Source organism: Georgenia sp. H159, assembly GCF_035607575.1.
Taxonomy (GTDB): Bacteria; Actinomycetota; Actinomycetes; order Actinomycetales; family Actinomycetaceae; genus Oceanitalea.
The window spans coordinates 288,870-312,299 of record NZ_JAYDZY010000001.1 but is presented as its reverse complement, the minus strand read 5'-3'; the positions used below and the strand labels follow the sequence as shown (position 1 = coordinate 312,299).

The 23,430-nt window shown below is 72.4% G+C and carries 20 protein-coding genes; 3 read left to right on the top strand and 17 right to left on the bottom strand.

All coding sequences use genetic code 11. The annotated features are described in order from the left end of the window. Positions 1-13: 13 nt before the first annotated feature. From nuoL to VR894_RS01435, 13 genes are all read right to left on the bottom strand, one after another. Positions 14-1,972, bottom strand: coding sequence for an NADH-quinone oxidoreductase subunit L (nuoL, locus tag VR894_RS01495; protein WP_324649529.1), 1,959 nt, complete (start codon positions 1,970-1,972; stop codon positions 14-16). Between the two features lie 17 nt (positions 1,973-1,989). Beyond that, a complete protein-coding gene (gene nuoK / locus VR894_RS01490; RefSeq protein WP_324649528.1) occupies positions 1,990-2,289 on the bottom strand; it encodes an NADH-quinone oxidoreductase subunit NuoK in 300 nt (99 codons plus the stop codon). Next, positions 2,286-3,248 (bottom strand): NADH-quinone oxidoreductase subunit J, encoded by a 963-nt coding sequence (locus VR894_RS01485; RefSeq protein WP_324649527.1) that lies wholly within the window; start codon positions 3,246-3,248, stop codon positions 2,286-2,288. Before VR894_RS01485 ends, nuoK begins: the two co-directional genes overlap by 4 nt. Then, positions 3,245-3,871 carry an NADH-quinone oxidoreductase subunit NuoI gene (gene nuoI, locus VR894_RS01480; RefSeq protein WP_324650035.1) on the bottom strand — a complete coding sequence of 209 codons (627 nt, stop codon included), beginning with the start codon at positions 3,869-3,871 and terminating at the stop codon, positions 3,245-3,247. The genes VR894_RS01485 and nuoI overlap by 4 nt, the downstream gene beginning before the upstream one ends. A gap of 91 nt (positions 3,872-3,962) precedes the next feature. Next, entirely contained in the window at positions 3,963-5,348 is a 1,386-nt protein-coding gene (gene nuoH, locus VR894_RS01475) for an NADH-quinone oxidoreductase subunit NuoH (protein WP_324649526.1), read from the bottom strand. After that, on the bottom strand, positions 5,345-7,978 hold the full coding sequence (locus VR894_RS01470; RefSeq protein WP_324649525.1) for an NADH-quinone oxidoreductase subunit G: 2,634 nt from the start codon (positions 7,976-7,978) through the stop codon (positions 5,345-5,347). Before VR894_RS01470 ends, nuoH begins: the two co-directional genes overlap by 4 nt. Then, positions 7,975-9,291, bottom strand: coding sequence for an NADH-quinone oxidoreductase subunit NuoF (gene nuoF, locus VR894_RS01465; RefSeq protein WP_324649524.1), 1,317 nt, complete (start codon positions 9,289-9,291; stop codon positions 7,975-7,977). The genes VR894_RS01470 and nuoF overlap by 4 nt, the downstream gene beginning before the upstream one ends. Beyond that, positions 9,288-10,109: an NADH-quinone oxidoreductase subunit NuoE gene (gene nuoE, locus VR894_RS01460; RefSeq protein ID WP_324649523.1), complete on the bottom strand. Its 822-nt coding sequence runs from the start codon at positions 10,107-10,109 to the stop codon at positions 9,288-9,290. Before nuoE ends, nuoF begins: the two co-directional genes overlap by 4 nt. Continuing rightward, the gene (locus VR894_RS01455) at positions 10,109-11,446 is read right to left on the bottom strand and encodes an NADH-quinone oxidoreductase subunit D (RefSeq protein WP_324649522.1); all 1,338 of its coding nucleotides are present in this window, start codon (positions 11,444-11,446) and stop codon (positions 10,109-10,111) included. Before VR894_RS01455 ends, nuoE begins: the two co-directional genes overlap by 1 nt. Then, complete coding sequence (locus VR894_RS01450) at positions 11,446-12,252, bottom strand: NADH-quinone oxidoreductase subunit C (protein ID WP_416380787.1); 807 nt, start codon at positions 12,250-12,252, stop codon at positions 11,446-11,448. Before VR894_RS01450 ends, VR894_RS01455 begins: the two co-directional genes overlap by 1 nt. Continuing rightward, a complete protein-coding gene (locus VR894_RS01445) occupies positions 12,249-12,803 on the bottom strand; it encodes an NADH-quinone oxidoreductase subunit B family protein (RefSeq protein WP_324649521.1) in 555 nt (184 codons plus the stop codon). The genes VR894_RS01450 and VR894_RS01445 overlap by 4 nt, the downstream gene beginning before the upstream one ends. 10 nt (positions 12,804-12,813) lie before the next feature. Then, complete coding sequence (locus tag VR894_RS01440; RefSeq protein ID WP_324649520.1) at positions 12,814-13,173, bottom strand: NADH-quinone oxidoreductase subunit A; 360 nt, start codon at positions 13,171-13,173, stop codon at positions 12,814-12,816. 73 nt (positions 13,174-13,246) lie between these two features. Continuing rightward, positions 13,247-14,539, bottom strand: coding sequence for a geranylgeranyl reductase family protein (locus VR894_RS01435; RefSeq protein ID WP_324649519.1), 1,293 nt, complete (start codon positions 14,537-14,539; stop codon positions 13,247-13,249). 144 nt (positions 14,540-14,683) lie between these two features. On the opposite strand from VR894_RS01435, the gene VR894_RS01430 reads away from it, so the two are divergent. Both VR894_RS01430 and VR894_RS01425 read left to right on the top strand, forming a co-directional pair. Next, positions 14,684-15,373, top strand: coding sequence for a demethylmenaquinone methyltransferase (locus VR894_RS01430; RefSeq protein ID WP_324649518.1), 690 nt, complete (start codon positions 14,684-14,686; stop codon positions 15,371-15,373). A 16-nt stretch (positions 15,374-15,389) separates the two neighbouring features. Beyond that, complete coding sequence (locus VR894_RS01425) at positions 15,390-16,682, top strand: isochorismate synthase (protein ID WP_324649517.1); 1,293 nt, start codon at positions 15,390-15,392, stop codon at positions 16,680-16,682. Between the two features lie 181 nt (positions 16,683-16,863). On the opposite strand, the gene VR894_RS01420 is transcribed toward VR894_RS01425, so the two are convergent. Continuing rightward, entirely contained in the window at positions 16,864-18,360 is a 1,497-nt protein-coding gene (locus tag VR894_RS01420) for a S1C family serine protease (protein ID WP_324649516.1), read from the bottom strand. A 154-nt stretch (positions 18,361-18,514) separates the two neighbouring features. Between VR894_RS01420 and fdhD the strand changes: the two genes are divergently transcribed. Further along, positions 18,515-19,345 carry a formate dehydrogenase accessory sulfurtransferase FdhD gene (gene fdhD / locus VR894_RS01415; RefSeq protein WP_324649515.1) on the top strand — a complete coding sequence of 277 codons (831 nt, stop codon included), beginning with the start codon at positions 18,515-18,517 and terminating at the stop codon, positions 19,343-19,345. 15 nt (positions 19,346-19,360) lie between these two features. Here the strand turns inward: fdhD and VR894_RS01410 are convergent, their stop codons facing one another. The 3 genes from VR894_RS01410 to VR894_RS01400 are packed head-to-tail and all read right to left on the bottom strand — an operon-like array spanning position 19,361 to position 23,429. Then, a complete protein-coding gene (locus tag VR894_RS01410) occupies positions 19,361-21,349 on the bottom strand; it encodes an ABC1 kinase family protein (protein ID WP_324649514.1) in 1,989 nt (662 codons plus the stop codon). 53 nt (positions 21,350-21,402) lie between these two features. After that, positions 21,403-22,440: an NrfD/PsrC family molybdoenzyme membrane anchor subunit gene (gene nrfD, locus VR894_RS01405; protein ID WP_324649513.1), complete on the bottom strand. Its 1,038-nt coding sequence runs from the start codon at positions 22,438-22,440 to the stop codon at positions 21,403-21,405. After that, entirely contained in the window at positions 22,437-23,429 is a 993-nt protein-coding gene (locus VR894_RS01400; protein WP_324649512.1) for a 4Fe-4S dicluster domain-containing protein, read from the bottom strand. The genes nrfD and VR894_RS01400 overlap by 4 nt, the downstream gene beginning before the upstream one ends. Position 23,430 lies beyond the last annotated feature (1 nt).

Sequence of the window (23,430 nt, the reverse complement as noted above, 5' to 3'; positions counted from 1 at the left end):
TTCGCTTCCTAGCTCAGCCGCGCGCGGCGAGGACGACGACAAGGGCGACGACGACGCCGACGAGCATGACCGCGGCGTAGGACCGGATGTACCCGGTCTGCAGGCGACGCAGCCAGCCACCGGACCCGGACGTGCCACGGGCCAGGCCCATGACCGCGCCGTCGACCACCGCGGAGTCGCCGTAGACGAGGGCGCGGGTGAGGTACTGCCCGGGGCGCATGAACACTCCTTCGTTGACGGCGTCCTGGTAGAGGTCCCGACGGGCGGCGCGGGTGAGCACCGAGCCGCGGGGGGCCTCGACGGGGACGGCGGATGCGGCGTACTGGCGCCAGGCCAGGAAGACACCGATGGCCATGAGCACGACGGTGGCGCCCATGATGGCCGGGATCGGCAGCACGGGGTCGTGGTGCTCGACGTGGCCGGTGACCGGCTCCAGCCAGGTGACGAAGGTGTCCCCGGCGGCCAGCAGCGCGCCCAGGCCGACGGACCCGACGGCGAGGATGACCATCGGCACCGTCATGAGCAGCGGCGACTCGTGCGGGTGCTGCTCCGTGCCCTCCCGGGTGGGCGCCCAGCGCTCCTTGCCGTGGAAGGTCATGAAGAACAGCCGGGACATGTAGAAGGCGGTGAGGCCGGCGGCGAGCAGCGTCACCGTGCCGAAGACCCAGGGACGCCAGCCCTCGCCGACGAAGGCGGCCTCGATGATGAGGTCCTTGCTCCAGAAGCCGGACAGGCCCGGGAACCCGATGATCGCCAGCCAGCCGGCGGCGAAGGTCAGCCAGGTGATCCTCATGTGCTTGCCGAGGCCACCGAAGCGGCGCATGTCGACCTGGTCGTCCATGCCGTGCATGACCGAGCCGGCACCGAGGAACATCCCGGCCTTGAAGAAGCCGTGGGTGACGAGGTGGAAGATCGCGAAGGCGTAGCCGACCGGGCCGAGGCCCGCGGCAAGCATCATGTAGCCGATCTGGGACATCGTCGAGGCCGCGAGGACCTTCTTGATGTCGTCCTTGGCGGACCCGACGATCGCCCCGAACACCAGGGTGATCGCCCCGACGATGACGACGACGAGCTGCGCGGTGGGCGCCCCGTCGAAGATCGGCGCGGAGCGGACGATGAGGTAGACGCCCGCCGTCACCATGGTCGCGGCGTGGATGAGCGCGGAGACCGGGGTGGGGCCGGCCATCGCGTCACCCAGCCAGGCCTGCAGCGGGAACTGCGCCGACTTACCGCAGGCGGCGAGCAGGAGGAGCAGCCCGATCGCGGTGAGCAGCCCCTGACTCGCCCCGGACGCCTCGGCGAAGACGCCGTCGAAGTCGACGGCCCCGAAGGCGGCGAACATCGTCATCATCGCCAGGAGCAGCCCGACGTCACCGACGCGGTTCATGACGAACGCCTTCTTCGCGGCGACGGCGTAGTCGGTGCGGAAGTTCCAGAAGCCGATGAGCAGGTAGGACGCCAGGCCCACGCCCTCCCAGCCGACGAAGAGCAGCACGAAGGAGTCGGCGAGCACGAGCAGCAGCATCGCGGCGACGAACAGGTTGAGGTAGGCGAAGAAGCGGCGCCGGTCGATGTCGTGGTCCATGTACGCCACCGAGTACACGTGGATGAGCGTGCCCACGAAGGTGACGAGCATGACGAAGGTCATCGACAGCGGGTCGAGCCGCAGCCCGGCGTCCACCGTGAGGTCACCGGCCGGCAGCCAGGTGAACAGGTGCAGGCCCATGACCCGCTGCTCGGGGTCCAGCCCGAACAGCTGCACGACGACGAGGAGCCCGACGACGAAGGAGCCCGCCGAGGCGAGCACCCCCAGCCAGTGGCCCCAGGAGTTCGAGCGCCGACCGGCGAGGAGCAGCACCGCCGCACCCAGCAGCGGCAGGGCCACCATGAGCCAGGCGTAGGAGGCAGCCCCACCCGCCGTGGCGGCGTCCGCCACGGCAGTGGGCACGGTCAGTGCCGGAGTTCCCAGCATGTGCACGTTGCTCCCCGTCAGTTCTTGAGCAGGTTGACGTCGTCGATGGACGCCGACCGGCGGGTTCGGAAGATGGAGACCACGATCGCCAGGCCGATGACGACCTCGGCGGCGGCCACCAGCATGACGAAGAAGGCGAAGACCTCTCCGTGCAGGTTGCCGTGCCACCGGGCGAAGGTGATGAGCGTGAGGTTGGCCGCGTTGAGCATGAGCTCCACCCCCATGAGGGCGATGATGCTGTTGCGTCGCAGCAGCACGGCCGTCGCGCCGATGGAGAAGAGGATCCCCGACAGCACGAGGTAGTTGACGAGGCTCATCGCTGCTCCTCCGGCTCGCTCTTGGTGCGGGTGTCCTCGGTGCTCTGACTCGTCGGGACCTCACCGTCAGTGGTCCGCGACCCCGGCGAGGGCGCTGTCCCGGGCATGCCCGGGAGGCCGGACTGGGTGACGGACCGGGCACCGTGGTCACCGGCGTGGGTGCTGCTGGAGGTCGCCAGCTGGGCGGCGAGCTCGGGGCTGACCGAGGCGATGGTGCGCTGCTGCCCGCGGATGCGCAGCACCCGGGGGACGGACTCGTCGATCGGCGTGCCGTCGGCGCCCAGGGCCGGCACGTCCGCCGCGTTGTGCCGGGCGTACACACCGGGTGCGGGCAGGCCGCGGATCCGGCCGCCCTCGGCGGCGTAGGCAGCCATCTTCGCGTGGGCGACGTCCCGCTGGGTGGTGCGCTTGCGCAGCCGCTCCGCGCGGGTCAGGACGACGGCCCCGACCGCCGCGGTGACGAGCAGGACGCCGGAGACCTCCATCGCCAGGACGTAGTCGGAGAAGAGCAGGCGCGCGACGCCCACCGGGTTGGTGTCCGCGTTGACCTGCTCGAGGCCCACCGGCGCCGGCATCGTGGCGCGCATGGCGACCGCGGCGATGAGGGCGATGAGCCCGGCACCGGCGAGGAAGCCGATCCAGCGCTGGCCCTTGAGCGTCTCGACCACCGAGTCGGAGGAGTCCACACCGACGAGCATGAGGACAAAGAGGAACAGCATCATGATCGCGCCGGTGTAGACGACGATCTGCGCGACACCGAGGAAGATCGCCTCCTGGACGATGTAGAAGCCGGCGAGGGCGATCATGACGAAGACGACGCACATGGCGGCGTAGATCGCCTTGCGGGCGAACAGAAGGCCCAGCGCGGCGAGCACCGCGAGCGGCGCCACGACCCAGAAGAAGACCTCCTCCCCCGTGCTCGTCAGGCCGGTCTCGGCCAGGCTCATCGGCAGCGTCATGCCGTGGCCCCCTTGACCGGGCGGACCGTCTCGAGGCTCGGGTCCTCCGGGCGGCGCTCGCGCACCCAGCCGACCTGCGTCTCGGTCGGGCCGGTGATCTCGTTGCGGTAGTAGTCGTCGTCGTCGCTGCCCTCGACCATCGGGTGCGGCGGAGCGAGCATGCCGGGCGCGAGCGGGGCGAGGAGGTCCTGCTTCTCGTAGATCATGCCCTCGCGGGTGGGGCCGGCGAGCTCGTAGTCGTTGCCCATCGTCAGGGCGCGCGTCGGGCAGGCCTCGATGCAGTACCCGCAGAAGATGCAGCGCAGGTAGTTGATCTGGTAGACGCGGCCGTAGCGCTCACCGGGCGAGAACTGGGCGTCGGGCGCGTTGTTCGCGCCCTCGACGAGGATCGCGTCCGCGGGGCAGGCCCACGCGCACAGCTCGCAGCCGATGCACTTCTCCAGGCCGTCGGCGTACCGGTTGAGCTGGTGACGCCCGTGGTAGCGCGGCTGGGTGGGCACCTTCTCGAAGGGGTACTGCTCGGTGACCGTGGGACGGAACATCGAGGAGAAGGTGACGCCGAAGCCCGCGACGGGGGCGAGGAGCTCGCCGATCGCTCCCTTCTTGTCCGGCGCGTACTCCATGGGGAGCCGCTTACCGACCTCACCGCGGCTCTTGTCCGGCTTGGCGAGCTGCTTGCGCAGGCGCTCCTTGCCGGGCTCGTGATCCTGCCGCTTACTCATCGGTGGCCTCCTGTGCGGGTGCCGAAATGGTCTGGGTGGCGGTGGTCGCCTGCTGCTCGCGCAGCCGGCGCCGGGGCGAGGGCGGGAGCTGCTGCCCCGGCATCGGGGGCACGGGGTAGCCGCCGGCGAAGGCGTCGAACTGCGAGTCGACGACGACGTCGCCGCTCGTGCCGTCGGACGGGCCCGCTGCCTCGGCCTCCGGCTCCGTCTTCTTCTCCGGCCACACGAGGGTGAGGACGAGGACGACGACGAGGACCGCGGCGAGGACGAAGAGCAGGTTGCGCAGGTCCAGGCCGGTGAACTGGAGCAGTCCCTGCACCACGGCGACGGCGACCAGCCAGGCCAGCGCGACGGGGATGAGGATCTTCCAGCCGAGGTTCATGAACTGGTCGTAGCGGAAGCGCAGGAGCGTGCCGCGCAGCCAGAACATGAAGAACATGACGAGCCAGATCTTGGCGACCATCCACAGCAGGGGCCACCAGCCCTCGTTGAACATGCCGTCGTTGATCGCCGAGATCGGGAAGGGCGCGCGCCAGCCGCCGAGGAAGAGCGTGGCCGCGACCGCCGAGACGTTGAACATGTTGATGTACTCGGCGAGGAAGAACCAGGCGAACTTCATCGAGGAGTACTCGACCATGTGGCCGGCGACGAGCTCGCCCTCGGCCTCGGGCAGGTCGAAGGGCAGCCGGTTGACCTCACCGACCATCGACACGAGGTAGACGATGAACGCGGGCAGCAGGACGATCCCCCACCACAGCCGGGTCTGGGAGTCGACGATCTGCGAGGTCGAGGCGGAGCCGGAGACGAGGAAGACCGAGGCCAGCGCCAGGGCCATCGCCAGCTCGTAGGAGATGACCTGCGCGGAGGAGCGGACCGCGCCGAGCAGCGGGAAGGTCGAGTTGGAGGACCAGCCACCGAGCACGATGCCGTACACGCCCAGAGCGGTGATGCCGAGGATGTAGAGCACCGAGACGGAGGAGTCCGCGAGCTGCAGCGGTGTCTCGACCCCGAAGATCGACACCTCGGGCCCGAACGGGATGACCGCGTAGATGAGGAACGCGCACAGCGCCGCGATGAAGGGCGCGAGCAGGTAGACGAAGCGGTCGGCTCCCTTGAGGTTGATGTCCTCCTTGAGGAGCAGCTTGAGCGCGTCGGCGACCGGCTGGAGCAGACCCATCGGGCCGTGGACGTTGGGCCCGGGCCGCGTCTGCATCCGGGCCAGCACCTTGCGCTCGGCCCAGATCGCCAGGATGACGAACACGAGGAGCATGACGATGATCGCCACGGCCTTGATGACCCAGATCCACCAGGTGTCGTTGCTGAAGTCGGCGGTGGGACCGGCCGTGGGGTCGCTGACCACCATGGGCGCGAACATCATCGCGTCACCTCCAGGTCGACGAGTGCACCGGCGCTGGCACCGAGCATCTCGTGCACGTGGGACCCCGGGGAGTTCTCCGGGAGCCAGACGACGTCATCGGACATGGTCGTCACCGCCAGCGGCAGGGTGATGCTACCGGCCGGGCCGCGGACGGTGACCGCGGCGCCGTCGACGGCACCGAGCCGGGCCGCGCGGGCCGGCGACAGGCGGACCACGGGCCGGTGGGCCGTGCCCGCGAGGTGCGGCTCACCGTCCTGGCCGCGGGCGTCGTCGAGCATGAGCTTCCAGGTCGCGAGAACGGCCTGGCCGGCACCGGCGGCCGGGGCGGGCTCCGCCGTCGCGGGCGCCGTGACCGGGGCCTGGGCGGGCTGCCAGCCCGCGAGCTCGGTGAGCTGCGCGTGGACGTCGTCGAGCGAGCCGCAGTCGAGCTGCACCCCCATCTCGGCGGCCAGGGCGTGGAGCACCCGGTGGTCGGGCTGATGGTGGGAGACGAGCACCTGGCCGAAGGGCCGGTGGCGTCCCTCCCAGTTGACGAACGTCCCGCCCTTCTCGACCGGCGGGGAGACCGGCAGCACGACGTCGGCGTGGTCGGTGACCTCGCTGCGGCGCACCTCGAGCTGGACGACGAACCCGGCCGCGGCCAGGGCCTCGCGGGCCAGCGCCGGGTCGGGCAGGTCGCGCACGTCGACACCGCCGACGACGAGGCCGGCCAGTCGACCGGCCGCGGTGGCCGCGAGGATGGCGGGCAGGTCCCGGCCCTCCTCGGCGGGCAGGCGGTCCACGCCCCAGGCGGCCGCGGCGTCCACCCGGGCCTCGGCGTCGGAGACGTGCCGCGCCCCGGGCAGCAGCCCGGGGAGCAGTCCGGCCTCGACGGCGCCACGCTCACCGGCGCGGCGCGGGACCCACGCGAGGCGGGCACCCGTGCGGTCGGCGAGCCGCTCGACGGCGCTCAGCACGCCCGGCAGCGCGCCGGCCCGCTCACCGACGAGGATGACCGTGCCCGGCTGGGCCAGGGCCTCGGCGACCGTCGCGAGGGCGACGTCCTCGGAGTCGGGGCTGATGGCGTCCAGGACGCCCGGCTCGGCGCCGGGCGCGGTGGGCAGCAGCGAGGCACGCAGCTTGGTCGTCCCGCGGGTGGCGAAGGGCGCGAGGGTGGTGACGGCGACCTTCCCGGCGAGCACCCCCTTGCGCAGCCGCAGGAAGATCGTGCCGCTCTCCTCCTCGGGCTCGAGGGCGACGAGCAGGACGTGCCCGGCCTCCTCGAGGGCGGAGAAGGTGACGTCCATCGGGGCGCCGGCGACGCGGCGGGCGAGGAAGCCGGCCTCCTCGGCGGACGCGGGGCGTGCGCGGTGGTCGACGTCGTTGGTACCGAGCACGGTGCGGGCGAACCGCGACCAGGCGTAGGAGTCCTCGAGGGTGAGCCGGCCGCCGGGCAGGAGGCCGACGCCACCGGCGGCGCGGGCGCGCTCGAGTCCCCGGGCGGCGAGGTGCAGCGCCTCGGACCAGCTGGTCTCGACGAGCTCGCCGGTGTCCTCGTCCCGCACGAGGGGGTACTCGAGGCGGTCCGGGGCGCTCTGCCACGTGAAGGCGAAGCGGTCCTTGTCGGTGATCCACTCCTCGTTGACCTCGGGGTCGTCCCCCGCGAGGCGGCGCACGACGACGCCGCGGCGGTGATCGACGCGGATGGCCGACCCGCCGGCGTCGTGCTCCGCGACAGACTCCGTCGACACGAGATCGAAGGGCCGCGAGCGGAAGCGGTAGGTCGCCGAGGTGAGCGCGCCGACCGGGCAGATCTGGATGGTGTTGCCGGAGAAGTACGACGAGAAGGGACGACCGGTCGTGTCGGTCTCCGCGACGCCGATCGGGCCTACGGACAGGCCCACCTCGACACCGGGCTCACCCTGGAGCGGACCGCTCAGCGACCCGTCGGTGTCGTGCGGCGCGTCCCCGCCCGCGTAGGCGAAGTCGAGGACGTCGGCGTCGAAGGTACCGATCTGGGAGCCGTGCGTCGCGTGGACCTCGCGTCCCGGCGTGCCGCCGCCCCGGCCCTGGAGCGCGATGAACGGGTCACCGGCGATCTGGTCGGAGAAGCGCGTGCAGCGCTGGCACAGGATGCAGCGGTCGCGGTCCAGGAGGATCTCGCTGGAGATCTTCAGCGGCTTGGGGAAGGTCCGCTTGACGTCGACGAACCGGCTGGTCGCCCGGCCGTTGCTCATCGCCTGGTTCTGCAGCGGGCACTCCCCACCCTTGTCGCAGACCGGGCAGTCGAGCGGGTGGTTGACCAGCAGGAACTCGATCATCCCGTGCTGCGCCTTGTCGGCGACGGCGGAGGTGTGCTGGGTCGCCACGACCATGCCCGGGGTGGCCTCGAGCGTGCACGAGGTCTGCGGCTTGGGCATGGCCCGCAGGTTGCCCTCCCGGTCCGGGGTGGAGACCTCGACGAGGCACTGGCGGCAGGCACCGGCGGGCTTGAGCAGCGGGTGGTCGCAGAACCGCGGGATCTGGATGCCCACGCGCTCGGCCGCCCGGATGACGAGCGTGCCCTTGGGGACCTCGACCTCGACACCGTCGATCGTGACGGTGAGGAGCTCCTCCCCCACCGTCGCGGGACTGGAAGCGGTCGTCGTCATCGGGCACCTACTTCGGAGAACACGGCCGAGGCCTCGTACGGGAAGAGCTCGGCGGCGGGCGTGTGGGTGCCCGCCTCGAACTCGGAGCGGAAGTGCTGGATGCCGCTCTGGATCGGCACGGCGGACGCGTCACCGAGGGCGCAGAACGAGCGCCCGGCGATGTTCGTCGAGACGTCGAGCAGGAGGTCGATGTCGCTGGGCAGGCCCTTGCCGGCCTCGAGCCGGTGCATGACCTGCTTCATCCAGTACGTGCCCTCGCGGCAGGGGGTGCACTTGCCGCAGGACTCGTGCTGGTAGAAGTCGGTCCACCGGGAGACGACCCGCACGACGGAGACCGTCTCGTCGAAGACCATGAGGGAGCGGGTGCCGAGCATCGAGCCGGCGGCCCCGACCGAGTCGTAGTCGAGCGGCACGTCGAGGTGCTCCTCGGTGAGGATCGGGGTCGAGGACCCGCCTGGCACCCAGAACTTCAGCCGGTGTCCCGCCCGGACCCCGCCGGCCATGTCGAGGAGCTCGCGCATCGTGATGCCGAGCGGCGCTTCGTACTGACCGGGCCGGGTGACGTGACCGGAGAGGGAGAAGAAGCCGTGACCGGCGGACTTCTCGGTCCCCATCGACGTGAACCACTCGGCGCCGCCGCGGACGATGCCCGGGACGCTGGCGACGGACTCGACGTTGTTCACCACGGTGGGGCGGGCGTACAGGCCCGCGACTGCGGGGAACGGCGGCTTGAGCCGCGGCTGGCCGCGCAGCCCCTCGAGCGAGTCGAGCAGCGCCGTCTCCTCACCGCAGATGTAGGCGCCGGCACCGGCGTGGACGGTGATCTCGAGGTCGTAGTCACCGTTCGGGCCGATCCCCTTGCCGATGAGGCCGGCCTCGCGGGCCTCCCGCACGGCGGCGAGCAGTCGTCGGTAGACGTGGACGACCTCGCCGCGCAGGTAGATGAAGGCGTGGTGCCCACCGATGGCGTACGAGGTGATCGCCACCCCCTCGATGAGGGCGTGCGGGTTGGCCATCATGAGCGGGATGTCCTTGCAGGCGCCCGGCTCGGACTCGTCGGCGTTGACCACGAGGTACCGCGGTCCGCCGTCGTTCGGGGGCAGGAAGGACCACTTGAGGCCGGTGGGGAACCCGGCGCCGCCGCGACCGCGCAGTCCCGAGGACTTGACGGTCTCGACGATGTCACGTGGGTCCATGCTGAAGGCCGTGGCGAGGGCCTCGTAGCCCCCGCGGGACCGGTAGGTGTCCAGGTTCCAGGGCCGCTCCGCGTCCCAGGTGTCGGACAGGACCGGCGTCAGCTGCGTCGTGCTCACTGCTTGCCCTCCTCGGCCGTGGCGCCTTCGCCCGCCGGGCCGCGCTTGCCCGCCGGGTCGGTGTCGTCAGGGGTGGTCGGCGGCCGTTCGGCGCTGCCGTACGGGTCGGGGACGTCGCTGGTGGTGTCCCCCGCACCGCCGTCCGCCTGGCCACCCATCGCGGGGGCGCGCCAGTTGTTCTCGCGGGACAGGGTGAGGCCGGCGAGCGTTGCCGGGCCCGCTGCGGGCCCTTCGTCGGCGCGACCGTCCTCGAAGCCCGCGAGGACGTGGGAGATTTCCTTGAAGGTGCCCACCGTGGCCGCGCCGCGGGTGGGGCTCACCGACCGGCCGGCACGCAGCTCGTCGACGAGCTCGACCGCCGACGTCGGGGTCTGGTTGTCGAAGAACTCCCAGTTGACGACGACGACCGGCGCGTAGTCGCACGCCGCGTTGCACTCGACCTGCTCGAGGGTGATCCGGCCGTCCTCGGTTGTCTCGTCGTGCCCGATCCCCAGGTGCTGCGAGACCGTCTCGTAGATGATGTCGCCGCCCATGACGGCGCACAGCGCGTTCGTGCAGACGCCGACGGTGTACTCACCGTTGGGGTGGCGCTTGTACTGGGTGTAGAAGGTCGCCACGGCCGAGACCTCGGCGCGGGTCAGGCCGAGGATGTCGGCGCACAGCGTGATGCCGCGTGCGCTGACGTAGCCGTCCTCCGACTGCACGAGGTGCAGCATCGGCAGCAGCGCGGAGCGCGCCTGGGGGTAGCGGGCGACGATCTGGGCAGCCTCCTCACGCAGGCGCCCCTCCACGTCCGACGCGTATCCGGTGACGCTCATCAGCGGTCCACCCCTCCGAGAACAGGGTCGAGGGACGCAAGCGTGACGACGACGTCGGCCAGCTGGCCCCCCTCGGTCATGATCGACAGTGACTGCAGGTTGGAGAACGACGGGTCACGGAAGTGCGCACGGTAGGGCCGTGTGCCGCCGTCGGACACGAGGTGCACACCCATGACGCCCTTGGGGTGCTCGACGGTCTGGTACACCTGCCCGGCCGGGACCCGGAAGCCCTCGGTGACGAGCTTGAAGTGGTGGATCAGCGACTCCATCGAGGTACCCATGATCTCGCGGATGTGGTCCAGCGAGTTGCCCTGCCCGTCGCTGCCGATCGACAGCTGCGCGGGCCAGGCCACCTTCTTGTCCGCGACCATGACCGGGCCGGGGGTGGCCTCGAGCCGGTCGAGCACCTGGTAGACGATCTTCATCGACTCGTAGCACTCCGCCCAGCGGACCTTCACGCGGGCGAACGCGTCGGAGGCGTCCTCGGTGATGACGTCGAAGTCGTAGGTCTCGTACCCGCAGTACGGCTGCATCCGGCGCAGGTCGAGCGGGTAGCCCGCCGCCCGGACGCACGGCCCGGTCAGACCCAGGGCCAGGGCCGCGGAGAGCGAGATGTACCCGACGTCCTCGTGGCGCAGCTTGTAGATGGGGTTGGCCATCGTGAGGTCCTGCAGCTCGCCGATGTCGCGGCGGACCTTCGGCAGCAGCTCACGGACCATCGCGACGGTGTCGGCGGGGATGTCCTGTGCCACGCCACCGGGACGGATGTAGGCGTGGTTCATCCGCAGGCCGGTGATGTGCTCGAAGATCCGCAGGATCTCCTCACGGGCACGGAAGCCGATCGTCATCATCGTCGTCGCGCCGAGCTCGTTGCCGGCCGTGGAGATCGCCACGATGTGCGAGGCGATGCGGTTGAGCTCCATGAGCAGCACCCGGATGAGGGTGGCCCGCTCGGGGATCTCGTCGGTGATGCCGAGGAGCTTCTCCACCCCGAGGCAGTAGGCGACCTCCTGGAACAGCGGGGCGACGTAGTCCATGCGGGTGCAGAACGTCACGCCCTGGGTCCAGGTGCGGTACTCCATGTTCTTCTCGATGCCGGTGTGCAGGTACCCGGTACCGACGCGCATCTCGTTGACCGTCTCACCCTCGATGTCGAGGATGAGGCGCAGCACCCCGTGGGTCGAGGGGTGCACCGGGCCCATGTTGACGACGATGCGCTCCTCGCCCAGGCGCTCGGCCTCGGCGGCGATGGACGCCCAGTCCCCGCCGTCGGCGGTGAACTCCGGTCCGGTGTGAGAGTCGAGCGCAGGCCCCGTGGCGTGCAGGTTGGTGGCCATCAGCTGTAAGACCTCCGGGTGTCGGGCGGCGGGATGGTCCCGCCCTTGTACTCGACCGGGATCCCGCCCAGCGGGTAGTCCTTGCGCTGCGGGTGGCCGACCCAGTCGTCGGGCAGCGCGGTCCGTGCGAGTGAGGGGTGTCCGTCGAAGACGATGCCGATGAGGTCCCAGGTCTCCCGCTCGTGCCAGTCGTTGCCCGGGTAGATGTCCACGACCGTGGGCACGTGCGGGTCGGCGTCGGGTGCGGTGACCTCGATGCGCAGCTGCCGGTTGTGGGTGAGGGACATCAGGGCGTACACCGCGTGGAGCTCGCGGCCGGCGTCGTGCGGGAAGTGCACGCCGGAGACGCCCAGGCACATCTCGAAACGCAGGTCCTGGTCGTCGCGCAGCCACTGGGCGATGCGTCGCAGGTGGTCGCGGGCGACGAAGACGGTGAGCTCGCCGCGGTCGACGACGACCTTCTCGATCGCGGCGTCGGGGTCGATGCCCTCCCCCTCGAGCAGCTCGACGAGGATGTCGACGACCTCGTCGAACCAGCCCCCGTAGGGCCGCTCGGAGGCCGGCGGCATGGCGATGGTGGTGACCTGCCCGCCGAACCCGGAGGTGTCGCCGGAGCCGTGCACGCCGAACATGCCGCGCCGGACGTCGACGACCTCGAGCTCGGTGCGGCCACCGACGGGGCCGGCGGGGATGTTCTGGGCGCCCGCCTCGAGCGCGGCGGCCGTGGCCGACTGCGCGCCCACCTCGCCGGTGCCCGGCTTGACCGTGTCGGCGGCGGCCTGCTTCTCGTCGTCGCGCTCGCTCACGCCAGCAGCCCCTTCATCTGGTGGGTCGGGGTGGCTGCCAGCGCAGCCTCCTCCGCGGCACGGACCGCGGCCTCCCGGTTGGCGCCGAGCGGTGTGTGCTTGACCTGGTCGTGCAGCGCCATGATCGCGTTGATGAGCATCTCCGGGCGGGGCGGGCAGCCCGGCAGGTAGATGTCGACGGGCACGAGGTGGTCGACGCCCTGGATGACGGCGTAGTTGTTGAACATGCCGCCGCTGGAGGCGCACACCCCCATGGAGATGACCCACTTGGGGTCGGCCATCTGGTCGTAGATCTGCCGCACGACCGGCGCCATCTTCTGACTCACGCGGCCGGAGACGATCATGAGGTCGGCGTGGCGGGGCGAGGCGCGGAACACCTCCATGCCGAAGCGGGAGATGTCGAAGCGGGGCGTGCCGGTGGCCATCATCTCGATGGCGCAGCAGGCCAGGCCCATGGTGACGGGCCACATCGAGCCCTTGCGGGCCAGCCCGACGGCCTTCTCGACCGTCGTGAGCATGAACCCCGCCGGGAGCTTCTCTTCCAGACCCATGTCTATCTCCTCAGTCCCACTCCAGTGCCCCGCGCCGCCACTCGTAGGCGAAGGGCACCGTGATGATCGCGATGAATGCGAGCGCGGCGATGAGGCCGAAGGCCGCCAGCTCGGTGAAGGCGATGGCCCACGGCACGAGGAAGATGACCTCGACGTCGAAGACGATGAAGGTCATCGCCACCAGGTAGTACTTGATCGGGAAACGGCCGGCGTCCGTGGCGCGCGGCGTGGCCTCGACCCCGCACTCGTAGTTGGCGACCTTGACCCGGTTGTAGCGCTTGGGCCCGATGACCGCGCTCGCCGCGAGGCCGCCGATCGCCAGGGCGGCAGCGACCGCCGCCATGACGAGGATGGGGACGAAGGGGTTCATCGTGCCTCCGCTGTTGCTCGGTGCGCGGTCGGTGCCAGGCCCGCCCGGCCGGTGGTGTGCATCTCTGGTCGGCTCACGATGCCGGTGCCGCCTTGCTCAGTGCCGCGATGAGCCTATCCATCCAGTCGCCATCACGACGATCGAAGCCGTCGGACAGCAGCTTCATGACGAAGCGCATGAGCACTGGCCTGGGGAGACCGTACTTCACGCAGGCGCGCATGATCTCCGGGCGCTCGATGAGCCGCGCGAAGCCCTGCCCGAGGGTGAAGTAGCCGCCCAGCTCCTCGGCGAGGATCGTCGGGTAGGTCCGCAGCGCCTTCTCCATCGCGTAGGGCGTGTGCCGGGCGAGGGCCTGCCCGACGACGTCGGCCGCGATCCGTCCCGACTGCATCGCGTAGGCGATGCCCTCGCCGTTGAACGGGGAGACCATGCCGCCGGAGTCGCCGACGAGCAGGAGACCCTGCGAGTAGTGCGGCTTGCGGTTGAAGGCCATCGGAAGGGCCGCGCTGCGCAGGTCACCGACCTGGTTCTCGGGGGTGAACTCCCACTCCGGCGGCGCGTTGCGCATCCACTGCGCGAACAGCGCCCGGTAGTCCAGCTTCGTCGGTTTGGCGGTCGAGCTGAGCGAGCCGAGGCCCACGTTGGCGGTGCCGTCACCGAGGGCGAAGATCCAGCCGTAGCCGGGCATGAGGTTGGACCTGCCCGGCTCGCCGTCCCACAGCTCGAGGTGCGACTCCATCATGGGGTCGTCGTGGCGCGGGGTCCTGAAGTAGGTGCGGATCGCCACGCCCATCGGGCGGTTGTCGTTCTTCTCGATCCCCATCGTCGTGGCGAGACGTGCCGAGACCCCGCCGGCGTCGACGACGACGCGAGCCCGGTAGGTGCGCTCCTCACCGGTGCGGCGGCCGTTCCCGTCGACGATCCGTGCGGTGACGCCGAGGATGCGCCCGGAGCGCTCGTGGCGCACCGGCCCGGTGACGGCGACCCCCTCGTGGAGCCGCGCACCGCTCGCCTGCGCGTGCCGGGCGAGGGTCTCGTCGAGGTTCATCCGCGAGCGCGCCAGCCCGTAGGCGGGCATCTCCGCGAGCTCCGGCCACGGGATCTCGATGCGGTGACCGGCGCCGTAGGTGCGCAGCCCCCAGTTCCGGATCCATCCCTCCGACTCGGGCGTGGGCACCCCCATGCGGATGAGCTCGGCGACCGCACGCGGGGTCAGGCCGTCGCCGCAGATCTTGTCGCGCGGGAAGGTCGCCTTCTCCAGGAGCAGGACGTCGAGGCCCGTCTGCGCGAGGTAGTGGGCCGTGGCCGCCCCCGCGGGGCCTGCGCCGACGACGATGACATCGGCGTCATCGTGGGCTTGGCGCACGTCACTACTCCCGGTTCGCTGTGGCGCTCACCGGCGCCAGAGCGGGCGCCGGGATGCCTACGCAGTCTACAAAGGTCGCGGCGGGCAATCTGCTAAGGCTCACCTAACCCGCCGGCACCCCGCCGCCCTGGGACAATGGCCCGCATGAGCCGAGCCGACCTGGACAAGCAGCCGCGCGACGTGGCCCGGATGTTCGACGCCGTCGCGAGTCGTTACGACGTGACCAACGACATCCTCTCGCTGTGGCAGGACCGCGCGTGGCGGGTGGCGACGCGGCGGGCCGTCGCAGCCGAGCCGGGCATGCGTGTGCTCGATCTCGCCGCGGGGACCGGCACCTCCAGCGAGGCCTATGCCGACGCCGGGATCGACGTCGTGCCGTGCGACTTCTCCACCGGGATGGTCGGGGTGGGCAAGCGCCGCCGGCCCGACCTCAGCTTCGTCGCCGGTGACGCGACCCGGCTGCCGTTCGCCGACGAGTCCTTCGACGTCGTGACGATCTCCTTCGGGCTGCGCAACGTCGTCGACACCGAGCGCGCGCTGCGTGAGATGCGTCGCGTCACGAGGCCCGGCGGGCGTCTGGTCGTCTGCGAGTTCTCCCGGCCCACGTTCGGCCCCTTCCGGGTGCTCTACACCTGGTACCTCACGCACGTGCTGCCCCGGGTGGCGCGGCTGGTCTCCTCCAACACCCCCGCGTACGGCTACCTCGCGGAGTCCATCACCGACTGGCCGGACCAGCGCGGGCTCGCGCGGCTCGTCGCCGCCGCGGGGTGGCGCTCGGTGGCCTACCGCAACCTCTCCGGCGGCATCGTCGCGCTGCACCGCGCCACCCGCTGACCGTAGGATCACCGCGATGTCCACTGCACCCGCCGGGGACCCGGCGCGCGCCCCCCTGCTCGCGCGCACCGTCCCGATCGCCGACCCCGGCGACCTCCTCGACCTCCTCCCGGCTCCCGACGCCGCGACGACGGCGAGCTGGGTGCGCCGCGGTGACGGCCTGGTCGGGTGGGGGGTGGCGGCCCGTGTCGACACGCTCGGCCGGACCCGGATGATCGACGCGGACGCCTGGTGGCGACGGACGGCCGCGTCGATGGTGGTGCGCGACGACGTCCGCGTGCCCGGCACCGGGCCGGTGGCCTTCGGCTCCTTCTCCTTCTCGCGCCGGTCGGCGTCCGGCGGCACGCTGATCGTGCCGCAGGTCGTCGTCGGCCGCCGGGACGGCCGCAGCTGGCTGACCGTCGTCGGGCCCGCGGGACTGGGGCCGACGCCCTCGCTCGCACAGAGCCGGGGCGACGTCACGCCCGTCACGGCGCCCGGTGAGGTGAGCTTCACCGACGGCGCGCTCACCAGCGAGGAGTGGCAGCAGGCGGTCGCCGAGGTCATCGCCACGATCCGCTCCGGTGAGGTCGAGAAGGTCGTCATGGCCCGCGACGTCGTCGCCCGCACCACCGCGGACCTCGACGTCCGGCACCTGCTGCGCAACCTCGCCGACCAGTACCCGACGTGCTGGACCTTCGCCGTCGACTCCCTCGTCGGGGCCACCCCGGAGCTGCTCGTGCGCCGCGACCAGGGCCTCGTGGCCTGCCGCGTGCTCGCCGGCACGATCCAGCGGACGGGTGACGACGCCGAGGACCTCCGGCACGCCGCCGAGCTCGCGCGCTCGTCCAAGGACCTCGGGGAGCACGAGCTGGCGGTCGAGTCCGTCGCCGACGCGCTGGGCCCGTACTGCTCGAGCTTCAACGTGCCCGAGTCGCCCTTCGTGCTCCACCTGCCCAACGTCATGCACCTGGCGAGCGACGTCACCGGCGTCATCGACCGATCCTCGTCCGACGGGCCGAGCTCGCTGGCGCTGGCCGCCGCGCTGCACCCGACCGCCGCCGTGGGCGGCACCCCGACCTCGCGCGCCGTCGAGGTCCTGGCGACCGCCGAGCGGATGGACCGCGGCCGCTACGCCGCCCCCGTCGGCTGGATGGGTGCCGACGGTGACGGCGAGTGGGGCATCGCGCTGCGCTCCGGCGAGGTCACCGGTCCCCGTGCGGTGCGCATCTTCGCCGGCTGCGGGATCGTCGCGGCCTCCGACCCGGTCGCCGAGACGGCCGAGTCGGAGGCCAAGCTGCGCCCCATGCGCTCCGCGCTCACGTCCTGAGCGCCCGCGCAGCCCCGCTCCCGCGCATTCCTGCGTCAGCGTGGTCCTGCGTCAGCGTGGTCCTGCGTCAGCGTGTGTCGCCCCTTTCGGTACTCGTCCGCCCCTCTGCGCAGGTCAGGAGGAGCCGAAGGGGCGACCCATCCGGTGCCCGGCGGCAGCCGTCGTCGGGCACCGCAGAGCGTCAGGCGCGGACCTCGCGGGTGGCCAGGGCGGCCGTCAGCTCGCGGACCTCGCCGTCCCGGACGACGTCGAGCACGGCCTCCTCACCGGCGGAGTACTGCCGCACGTAGCCGGTGAGGGCGGCAGAGCTGTCGACCGGGCGGCCGTCGACCGCGGTGATGACGTCGCCCCGCTCGAGGCCGGCGTCCGCGGCGGGCGACCCGGGCTCGACGTTCTCGATGCGCGCGCCCGCACGGGTGATGCCGTCGGCCTCGGCCGTGGCGTCGCTGAGTGCCACCCCGAGGAAGGCGTGCTCGACCCTCCCGTCCTCGACGAGCTGGTCGGCGACGTCGGCGGCCTGGTCCACCGGGATCGCGAAGCCGAGGCCGATGCTGCCTGCGGGCTGACCCCCGGACAGCGTCGCGATCGAGCTGTTGATGCCGATGACCTCCCCGCGGGCGTCGAACAGCGGCCCGCCGGAGTTGCCCGGGTTGACGGCCGCGTCCACCTGGATCGCGTTCGTCACCACGGACTCGGTCCGGCTCTGGGTGACCACGGGCCGGTCGAGGGCGGAGATGATGCCGGTGGTCGCGGTGGAGTCCAGCCCCAGCGGGTTGCCGACGGCGAGCACCGCCTGCCCGACGGCGAGGTCGGCGGAGCTGCCGAGCGTCGCGGGGGTGAGGTCGGCGGGTGGGTCGACGAGGCGGACGACCGCGAGGTCGGTCGTCTCGTCCTGGCCGACGAGCTCCGCCTCGTGGAGCCGGCCGTCGGCCAGCGTGACCGTCACCTCGCGAGCGCCGGCGACGACGTGGCTGTTGGTGAGGATGGTGCCGTCCGTGTCGATGATGACGCCGGAGCCCTGCCCCTGGCCCCGGCCGGTGACGACGTCGAGCGCGACGACCGAGTCCCGCACCGCGGCCGTGACGGCCTGCCAGTCCGGGGTGGTCGACGTCGAGCTCGCGGGGACCACCTGGGCGGGGGCCGCCGTCGTCGACGGGTCGAGGGCCGGGGACTCGAAGGCACCGGTGACCGTGGCGGTGCCGAGGCTGGCGAGGAGCGCGGCCGTGGCCGCCGCCCCGCCGACCGCCACCCAGCCGCGCCGTCGCTCCCGCGGAACCTGGTACGGGGACGTCTGGCGCGGGGGCACCTGGTGCAGCACCGGCCGCTCACCGGCGAAGGGCACCCGCGTCGCGGGGTCCGGTGCGGCGGGGGACGCGGCCGGGCCGGGGGTCGCGGCAGGCGACTCGCCGGGCGCGCTCCCGCCCAGCAGCAGCGCGTCGACCTCCTCCTGCTCGCGGCGGGCCCGCTCCGTCGCCGCGGGCCGGTACGGCTCCTGATCGCGCGACTCCTGCTCCGCCGTCACCGCGGGCCGGTGCGCCTCCGGGGCGGTGACCGGCGCGGCCTCCCGGGCGCCGCCGGCCTCGCGGGCCGTCTCCGCGCGCACCCTCGCCTCGTGCTCGCGGCGCTCCCGCTCGATCCGGGCGAGGCGCGCGGCGCCGTCCGTGCTGTGCTCCGACATGTCTCCTCCTTCGTGCGTCCTGGGACCAGGGAACACCGCCGACCTGGTGTCGTTCTGACGGGAGCCTGGGAGCTTGCTGAGCACGTCGACAGCGGGCGGGCACGGCGGCGCCGCGGATACGATCGGCACCCACGGCCGCGGGCGAGGAGGACGGGTGCGACGGACCAGGCGTCATCGTGTCGTGCGGATGAACCTCGACGGCACGAGCCGCGGCCGCAGCGACGTCCTCGCCGGTGAGGAGCCGATGGAGCTGCGGGTCGACGGCCGGGCGTGGACGGTGACCATGCGCACACCCGGCGAGGACTTCGATCTCGCCCTCGGCTTCCTCGTCTCCGAGGGCGTGGTCTGGGAGGCCGACCACGTCGCTGCCGTCGGCTACGGGCCGGGTGTCAACGCCGACGGGACACTGAGCTACAACGTCGTCGACGTCCGGCTGGCCGCGGGTGTCGCGCCACCCGACAGCTCCCACGAGCGCCACGTCTACACCTCGAGCTCGTGCGGCATCTGCGGGACCGCCTCGATCGACGCCGTCACCCGCGCCTCCCGCTTCCCGCTCGCCGACGACGTCCGGGTGCCCCTCGCCGAGCTGCTCGCCATGACCGAGCGACTGCGGGAGCGGCAGCGGCTGTTCGCGGACACCGGGGGCGTGCACGCGGCCGCCCTGTTCCGGCTCGACGACGCGGGGCGGGCCGAGCTCGTCTGCCTCCGCGAGGACGTGGGCCGGCACAACGCCGTCGACAAGGTGGTGGGCTGGGCGCTGCGCGAGCGGGGCCTGCCGCTGCGGCGCTGCGTCCTGCAGGTCTCCGGCCGCGCGTCCTTCGAGCTCGTGCAGAAGGCGCACATGGCCGGCATCGCGGTGCTCGCCGCGGTGAGCGCGCCGTCGGCGATGTCGGTCGACCTCGCGACGGAGGTGGGGATGACGCTCGTGGGCTTCAGCCGCGGCGACTCCGCGAACGTCTACGCCGGGGCCGAGCGCATCGTGTGAGCGCCCCGTCCCGGGTCACGGGCGTGGCCGCGCGCCCCACTCGTGCTCGCCGGTGTGGCGGAAGGCGAGTGCGAGCGCACGGGCGGCGAGGACGAAGGCGAAGAGGAAGAGCGTGACGCCGAGCACCGGGAGCAGCCGCACCCCCTCGGCGAGCAGGGGACCGCCGTCGGCGAGCACGAGGAGGACCGCGCACACCGCCGCCGCCCCGGCGAGCAGGGTCATGACCAGCTGGCTGACGATCCCGGTGAGGAAGGAGCGGTCGGCGGGGTCGGCGAGGACCCGCACGCCCAGGCGGAGCTCGCCGTGCTGGGCGGCGTCGGCGATCGCGTCGATCCGGCGCGGCAGGCGCTCGAGCACCGGCAGGACACGCATGAGCTGCTCCTCCAGGCCGGCGCGCAGCTGCGCGGGCTCGAGCCGGTCGCCGAAGAGGTCCTCACCCAGCGCACGGGTCGTTCCGACGACGTCGACGTCCGGGTCGAGCAGCCGCAGCGTCCCCTCCAGCGCCGCGAGCGCCCGGAAGGCGGCCGCGACCTGGGCGGGTACCGCGAAACCGTGCCGGACGACGACGGACATGAGGTCACCGAAGAGGCGCGTCGAACCGGCCGGCCCGCTGCCGTAACGCACGACGAGGATGCCGAGCTCACGCTCCAGCTCCCGGTCGTCGAGGTCGTGGGGCCGACCGAGGACGTCGATGAGCGCGTCCGTCGCCGCCACGGGGTCGCCGCGGTCGACGGCCAGGACCATCCGGCCGAGGGCCGTGCGGGCGACCTTGTCCAGGCGCCCGACGGAGCCGAGGTCGAGCAGGGTGAGCGTGCCGTCGTCGTCGAGCAGGACGTTGCCGGCGTGGAGGTCCGCGTGGAAGACCCCGGTGCCGAACATCTGCCGCAGGACCGCCGCGAGCAGGGCACGGGCGAGCTCGCCGCGAACCGGCGGTGCCAGTCCCGCCAGGACGGTGCCGGCGCGGCTCAGCTCCCGGCCCCGTGCGCGTTCCATGACGAGCACCCGGGGGCCGGAGAGGTCGTGGTGCACGCGGGGCACCTGGACGGTCCCGGTGGTCGCCCTGCGCACGGCCTCGGTGTTCTCGGCCTCGACCCGGTAGTCGAGCTCCTCGTCGAGGTTGGCGGCGAAGCCCTCGGTGAGAGCGACGACGCGCAGGCTGCGAGCCCACCGGGTGCTCCGCTCCAGCTGCCGCGCCAGCCGACGCATGATGTCCAGGTCGGCCGTGACCTGCCGGCGCGCGTCGCTGCGCTGGACCTTGACGACGACGGACGAGCCGTCGTGCAGCCGGGCCGCGTGCACCTGGCCGACCGAGGCGGCGGCGAGCGGCTCGGGGTCGATGTGGGCGAACACCTCGGCCGGGGGCGCGCCGAGCTCCTCCCGCAGCGTCCGTTCCGCCTCCGCCCACGGCTGCGGCGCGACCTGGGACGTCAGCCTGCCCAGCTCGTCGGCGAAGGCCGGGCCGACGACGTCGGGGCGGGTGGAGAGCATCTGCCCGAGCTTGACGAAGGTGACCCCGGCGTCGCTCATGGCCAGTCGCAGCGAGCGCGCCACCCGGGGCGCGTCGTCACCGACCCGGACAGGACCGCGGGCGCGGAGGAAACCCCCCAGCCCGTGGCGTGCCGCGATCGCGACGATCCGCACGTACCGACGGGACCGTCGCTGGCGGGCCGGGAGGTCGCGCAGCACGCCGACCGGCGACGGAAGGCTGCCGGTCGGCACCATCGCCTCGAGGATGACGAGCACGCCCAGGCCGACCGCGACCGACCACGCCATGACGAGGACGTAGACGAGGGACATCGCCAGCGGGTCGGTGCCGGGCGTGAGCTGGCGCTGGGCGTCGATCCAGCCGAGGTCGTTGCCCAGGCGCGCACCGACGCCCCCCATGACGCTGAGGACGGTGAGGCTGACGACGATCGTGCGCGGCCAGCCCACCGGGACACCGAGCAGCCGGCGGGTGACGAAGCCCAGGAGCAGGATGGTGATCCCGCCGGTGATGACCTCCACGTCGCGTCCCTCTCGTCGGCTCGGGCCGAGTCTAGGGGCGCCCCGGGGCGGTGTCAGGCCCCGGTTTCCGCGTCCGTGTGAGCTCCTGCGCCTCGCGGGGTGAAGCGCACCGGTTCACCGCGCTCGAGCCGCTCGCGCTGGGGGACGACGGTGTACCTCGGGTCGCGGGCCGAGGCCTGACCCGCCTCGAAGATCCCCATCCGGGTGCAGAACGACCCCCCGACCAGCGCCGCCCCGCTGAGGACGGCACCCCACCGGCGGCCACCGAGGACCAGCGCACCGAGCCCTCCCGCCGCCGTCAGCACCTTGGCGGCACGCATGTAGGACCCGCCCCTGCCCGTGTGCAGCGGCTCCGCCGTCAGGCCCATCGAGCGCTCCATCACCTGCTCCGCCACCAGCTCGACGACGGCGCCGAGCGCCCCCAGCCGGCGGGCGGGCGCCGCCTGGGCGACCGACGTCACCGCCATGCCCATGCCGCCCGCGGCCGCCGCCGCCGACGCGCAGAACACGAAGGGCAGCTCGCGGTAGGCCTCGCGCCAGGACGGGGTGGACGTGTCCGAGAGGAGCACGGCGGTGTACGCCGCGACGGGCGGCGCGGTGAGCGCAGCCGCCACACCGGCGGGCGGCCCGACGACCCGCAGCAGCCGGACCGCCCTGGCGTCCGCGGGCACGGGGAGCAGCCCGACGACCTCGTCGAGGGCGGCCACGGCGGCCGGTGCGCCGTAGAGGCTGAGCAGCCAGGTGCCCACGGACATCGGCGAGGTGAGCTTGACGGTGCGCAGCATGTTGAGGAAGCGCTCGGGCCGGCCGAGGTCGCTGACGAGCGCGGCGAGGCTGACGCCGAGCGCCCCGGCCGCCGAGAGCCGGCCCGTCCGGCGCAGCGCCGGACGGCCGGTGAGCTGGGCACCGGCCGCGAGCAGCGAGCCGCCGGCGGCGAGGCCGCCGGCGAACATGTACAGCGGGATCCGCACGTCCCACGGCGCGGGCTTGACCACCTGGCGCCCGTAGTAGGACGTGAACTCGGCCTCCGGGACGGGCTGAGCCTCGGCGCGGTCGCGCCGCGTGCGCGGGCGCCTGCTCGACGCGCTCACCGCTTCCCCACGAAGGAGAGCGCCGCGGCGGCGAGCAGTGCGCCGGCGGCGGCGGTGGCCCGGTTGAACATCTGTGGCAGGTAGCGCGTCGGGACGACAGGGTCCGGCGGCAGCCCGTAGACCTCCGGCTCGTCGAGCAGGAGGAAGAACGCACCGGTGCCGCCTACGCCGTCGTGGGGGTCGTGGCCGTAGAGCCGCGCCTCGGCCACCCCCTGCTCGTGCAGCTCGGCGCGGCGCCGCTCGGCCCGCTCGCGGAGTTCGTCGACGTCCCCGTACTGGATGGACGCCGTCGGGCAGGCCTGCGCGCACGCCGGCTGCAGCCCGTCACCCAGCCGGTCGTAGCACAGCGTGCACTTCTGGGCGATACCGACGTTGAGCGCGCCCGCTGGGCCGCGACGCCGCTCGATGACGCCGTAGGGACAGGCCGGGACGCAGTACCCGCAGCCGTTGCACACGTCGTCCTGGACGACGACGGTGCCGAACTCGGTCCGGAACAGCGCCCCGGTCGGGCACACGTCCAGGCAGCCGGCGTGCGTGCAGTGCTTGCACACGTTGGAGGACATGAGCCAGCGGAAGTCGGCCTGCGCGCCTTCCTCGTCGGCCATGAGCGGGCCGTCCTCGCTGCCCGTGTCGGTCTGCGAGGCGGAGCCCACGGTGCCGGTCGGCATACTCGTCCCATGGCCGCCGGTCGGGGCCGGCGGCCCGCTGCCGGGCATCCCGAGGTTGACCGTGGGCCGCTGCTGCTCGATGAAGGCGACGTGGCGCCACGTGTTGGCCCCCAGGGCGCCGGTGTTGTCGAAGGACATGCCCAGGAGGTCGTAGTCCTCCCCACCCGGGATGAGGTTCCACTCCTTGCAGGCGACCTCGCAGGCCTTGCAGCCGATGCACACGCTCGTGTCGGTGAAGAAGCCCTTGCGCGGCGGCGGGTCGACGTACCCCGCGTCCAGCGCGGGGTCCACCGGCCCGAAGAGGCTGTTCCTCCCGGCCATG

What these genes read in the sequence shown, in the direction of transcription:
- nuoL (WP_324649529.1), bottom strand. Translation starts at nt 1,972, where the DNA reads ATGCTGGGAACTCCGGCACTGACCGTGCCCACTGCCGTGGCGGACGCC.
- nuoK (WP_324649528.1), bottom strand. Translation starts at nt 2,289, where the DNA reads ATGAGCCTCGTCAACTACCTCGTGCTGTCGGGGATCCTCTTCTCCATC.
- VR894_RS01485 (WP_324649527.1), bottom strand. Translation starts at nt 3,248, where the DNA reads ATGACGCTGCCGATGAGCCTGGCCGAGACCGGCCTGACGAGCACGGGG.
- nuoI (WP_324650035.1), bottom strand. Translation starts at nt 3,871, where the DNA reads ATGGAGTACGCGCCGGACAAGAAGGGAGCGATCGGCGAGCTCCTCGCC.
- nuoH (WP_324649526.1), bottom strand. Translation starts at nt 5,348, where the DNA reads ATGATGTTCGCGCCCATGGTGGTCAGCGACCCCACGGCCGGTCCCACC.
- VR894_RS01470 (WP_324649525.1), bottom strand. Translation starts at nt 7,978, where the DNA reads ATGACGACGACCGCTTCCAGTCCCGCGACGGTGGGGGAGGAGCTCCTC.
- nuoE (WP_324649523.1), bottom strand. Translation starts at nt 10,109, where the DNA reads ATGAGCGTCACCGGATACGCGTCGGACGTGGAGGGGCGCCTGCGTGAG.
- VR894_RS01455 (WP_324649522.1), bottom strand. Translation starts at nt 11,446, where the DNA reads ATGGCCACCAACCTGCACGCCACGGGGCCTGCGCTCGACTCTCACACC.
- VR894_RS01445 (WP_324649521.1), bottom strand. Translation starts at nt 12,803, where the DNA reads ATGGGTCTGGAAGAGAAGCTCCCGGCGGGGTTCATGCTCACGACGGTC.
- VR894_RS01440 (WP_324649520.1), bottom strand. Translation starts at nt 13,173, where the DNA reads ATGAACCCCTTCGTCCCCATCCTCGTCATGGCGGCGGTCGCTGCCGCC.
- VR894_RS01430 (WP_324649518.1), top strand. Translation starts at nt 14,684, where the DNA reads ATGAGCCGAGCCGACCTGGACAAGCAGCCGCGCGACGTGGCCCGGATG.
- VR894_RS01425 (WP_324649517.1), top strand. Translation starts at nt 15,390, where the DNA reads ATGTCCACTGCACCCGCCGGGGACCCGGCGCGCGCCCCCCTGCTCGCG.
- VR894_RS01420 (WP_324649516.1), bottom strand. Translation starts at nt 18,360, where the DNA reads ATGTCGGAGCACAGCACGGACGGCGCCGCGCGCCTCGCCCGGATCGAG.
- VR894_RS01400 (WP_324649512.1), bottom strand. Translation starts at nt 23,429, where the DNA reads ATGGCCGGGAGGAACAGCCTCTTCGGGCCGGTGGACCCCGCGCTGGAC.